Below are 673 nucleotides of genomic sequence, written 5' to 3' on the forward strand. Positions count from 1 at the left end.
AATAAGATGAAGCTGATTTTCTAGCAGTAATTCATCTGCCATTTTTTGAATACGGGCTTGGCTCTCTGGAGAGCGGCTAGCTAACAATTCTTGCAGAGTCTTAGCCATTAGATTTATCTCCTAGGGTGGTGAGATGAAGTTGGTATTGTTCATCTGCAATATCCAGCATGTCTTTATAAAAACGCTTTTTACCGCCTTTATCAGCAATACATAGAACAATAGCCTGTCGTAAAGGATCAAATGCGAAGAAAGCTCTCAGTGGTTTACCTCGATGTTGAACACGAAGCTCTTTCATGTTGGTAAATTTAGAGTCATAGACGGTATCTACTAAAGGGCGGCCTAAACTTGGTCCTTGCTGCTGTAGAACAACCAGGGCAGCCAGAACCTTCTCTTGTGTTGATTCGTCTTGCTGTTCAAGCCACTGATTAAATAGATCTGTCGTAATGACTGTCCACATACCACAACCAAAATATAGATTATAGTCTATATTTTAAGAGCATTATGCTTGTTTTGCAAATGAGAAATGATAGGCAATAAAAAACCCCGGCATCCTGCCGGGGTTTTTCATATTGGGTTGCCTATTCATTGTAGATTTAGATGAATAAAAGTAAAAAAAATAAATACACTACTGTAACTACGAAAGAAAAGTGTAATAGACGTAACCACAGATGCC

General features: G+C 38.8%; 1 protein-coding gene and 1 pseudogene. Both read right to left on the minus strand.

All coding sequences use genetic code 11. The features are described from left to right. Window positions 1-108: pseudogene (locus C3420_RS17180) on the minus strand (transcriptional regulator); the annotation flags it as partial. Next, complete coding sequence (locus C3420_RS17185) at window positions 101-457, minus strand: type II toxin-antitoxin system RelE/ParE family toxin (protein WP_103857265.1); 357 nt, start codon at window positions 455-457, stop codon at window positions 101-103. The pseudogene C3420_RS17180 and the gene C3420_RS17185, both read right to left, overlap by 8 nt. Window positions 458-673: the final 216 nt, after the last annotated feature.

Origin of the sequence: Acinetobacter sp. ACNIH3 (assembly GCF_002918965.1) — a bacterium.
Taxonomy (GTDB): Bacteria; Pseudomonadota; Gammaproteobacteria; order Pseudomonadales; family Moraxellaceae; genus Acinetobacter; species Acinetobacter schindleri.